This window comes from Acetobacter papayae JCM 25143, from assembly GCF_000613285.1.
Classification (GTDB): domain Bacteria; phylum Pseudomonadota; class Alphaproteobacteria; order Acetobacterales; family Acetobacteraceae; genus Acetobacter; species Acetobacter papayae.
The window spans coordinates 1-2,751 of the sequence record NZ_BAIN01000130.1 but is presented as its reverse complement, the minus strand read 5'-3'; the positions used below and the strand labels follow the sequence as shown (position 1 = coordinate 2,751).

Annotated in this window: 1 protein-coding gene and 1 pseudogene; both read right to left on the bottom strand. The window is 67.1% G+C overall.

Annotated features, from left to right (window positions below):
- Positions 1–2,217, bottom strand: a pseudogene (locus JCM25143_RS20280) (UvrD-helicase domain-containing protein); the annotation flags it as partial.
- Positions 2,217–2,751 (bottom strand): PD-(D/E)XK nuclease family protein (locus tag JCM25143_RS20275; protein WP_035371494.1); only part of this gene is annotated, 535 nt, incomplete at its 5' end. The gene JCM25143_RS20275 and the pseudogene JCM25143_RS20280, both read right to left, overlap by 1 nt.

Below are 2,751 nucleotides of genomic sequence, written 5' to 3'. Positions count from 1 at the left end.
TACGGCCCCAGATAATCCACCCGGCCAAACAGCGTATCGAGCACATGCCACGCCTGCGCCCAGTCCGCGCGCTCGGCATGGCGGGTACGCAGGGCCGACCACAAAGGCTCATGCACACTCCGGCCCGTGGCCAGCGCCATTAAGCTGTCATCGCTCAGCCACCGAGGGGGATGTCAGCACGCAAGCCAGTGTAAGATCATCCTGCGGGAGCAACAGGGCCGAGCACAGGGCCATGAGGTCCTGCACCGCAAGCTGATCCGCCAGCCCCGTGCGTACCAGTGTGGCCACCGGAATATCCTGCTCCTTGAGCGCACGCACCAGCATGGGCACGAAGGACGAGCGACGCGGCACCAGCACCAGCACATCCGCCGGTGTCAGCGGCGTCTCGCCGGGGGCCGGGGAAGCGGCAAGCTGGGCTGCGATATGCCGGGCCAGTGCATCGGCCAGTTTCTGGCGCGGGCTGGGCCGTGTAGCGTTGGTGCGCACGGGCTGCCATGGGCTGGCGTCCTCGCCCGTTTCCTGTGTTTCGGCCAGTGGCCACAATTCCACCCGCCCGCCCTGACCGGGCCGGGCCGTAATATGGCGCATGGTGTGCTCGCGCGCCTCCACCACGCCGCGTGCGGCCTCGGGGTTGGCAAAAACCGCATCGACCAACGCCAGAACCGGGGCGGTGGAACGGAAAGACACCGTAAGCTCGGGCTCGCGCCATGGCAGGCCCGCCTGCTCGGCCCGCTGCTTGAACCGCGCACGCCACCCCCGAAAGGCCTCGGGGTCCGCCCCCTGAAACCCGTAGATGGACTGTTTGTAGTCCCCCACCGCAAACACCGTGCGCGGCCCGGCCTCCTGCTCGCGCGCACCTACGCCGGAAAAAAACTCCTCGGTCAGATCCCCCGCAATCCGCCACTGCTCGGGCGAGGTGTCCTGCACCTCGTCCAGCAGCAGATGGTCAATCCCGCCATCGAGCTTGTACAGCACCCATGCCGCCCCCGGCTCACGCAGCAGGGACAGGGTGCTGTGGATCAGATCATCATATTCAAGCTGGCCCTGTAGCACCTTGCGCGCATCGTAAAGCCGGGCCACGGGGGCCACAGTCTGCAACAGCGCGCTGCCCAGCCGGGCCAGCGCACAGGCCCGGCGGTTTTCCTCCACCGCGATAATCCGTTCCGCCTCACGCAAAAGCGCCTCGGCGGCCTGCGGACAGGTTTCCGCCAGTTTGGCGGTTATCAAGCCCTGCTTGCGGGGCCTGCCATCACGCGTGAGCAGCCCATCACGCCATAAGGCCCACTGCCCCGCCCGCGCAGGGGGAGGCTGGGCCAGCCAGTCCAGCAGGGCCAGCGTATTACCCTTAATAGTGGGCGTGCCTTTTTCAGACAGTTCCAGCAGGGCCGCGCGCACCGCGCCCTCTCCTGCAAAGGCCGTGCAGGCTTGCAGCACAAGGGCCTCATCGGGCGTATCCAGTGCGGCGGGCGGCAGGTCCAGTGCCCGGCACAGAACCGCGCGGGCTGCATCGGGCTGGTTGGCCATGAGTTCCAGCATGGGCCGCGCCCGGCTCTCGCGCCGCAGGGCGGAGGCAAGGGTCATGAAATCACCCAGCCCGATCTGCCCTGCCAGCGGGGCAAGGGCTGTGGCCGGGCTGGTGCCCAAAACTGTTTCCGCACAGGTTTGCAGGGCCAGAGCCGCGTCTGTTTCCTCCATGACCGTAAAATGGGGGTTCATGGCCGCTTCCAGCGGGAAACGGCGCAAAAGCGACTGGCAGAAGGCGTGAATGGTGCCAATACGCATGCCACCGGGCATGTCCAGTACCTCGGCAAACAATGCACGCGCGCGCTGGCGGGTGTGCTGCGTTACCGGCACGGACAGGGCGCGCAGTTCCGCATCCAGCCGGGTATCGGACAACGTAACCCAGCGGCCCAGCCGGGTTTGCAGGCGAATGGCCATTTCCGCTGCTGCCGCCTTGGTAAAGGTCAGGCACAGGATACGGCCGGGGGGGCTGCCGGGAGCCAGTTCCTCCTCCGCACCCTCCGGGGCCAGACGGGGCAGCATCAGGCGCAGCAGGCGGTCGATCAGCAGCTTGGTTTTGCCACTCCCGGCGGAAGCGGACACGAAAACCGAGGCCGTGGGGTCTGACGCCATGGCCTGCTGGGCATTGGCCTGCGCCACGGCCCGCTCAATGGCCTGCGCAATGCCCAGTGCTTCGGAAAAAACGCCCTCCGTCATCAGGCTTCATGCTCCATGCGGCCCTGACTCCATTCCGGCACGCGGGCCAGACGGGCGTAATCGGCAAAGCGTGGTTCCTGCCCCGGATGCGGGTGAGAAAGATAAGGCTGGGCCGGATCGTCATACGCGACAATCCGCTCGATCAGGCTAAGCCATGTCTGCTCGGCCAGTGCGCTCAGGCCTTCGGCCTCTTTGGGGGTAATGGCCACTTCCTCTCCTGCCTCCGCGCCGCCGGTCAGCCGCCAGTAGATCAGCCCGTCCATGATCCCGCCCGCTTCTTCAGCCTCACCGGCAAGGGTAACGCCCGCAAAACCGCCCCGCAGGATCATGGCGGCTTCCAGCGGGAGCTGGGGGCTCCAGCCTGCGAGCACGTCACGCGCAGAGGGGAGCACGCCGGTCTTGTAATCCAGCACGCTGACCCGCCCATCAGGCCCGACCTCAATACGGTCGGCCCGGCCAGTCAGCGTGAAAGCGCCGCCCGGTGCATCGGGCACCAGCACGCGCCCGCGCAGTTCCGTCCATATCGCACGGGGG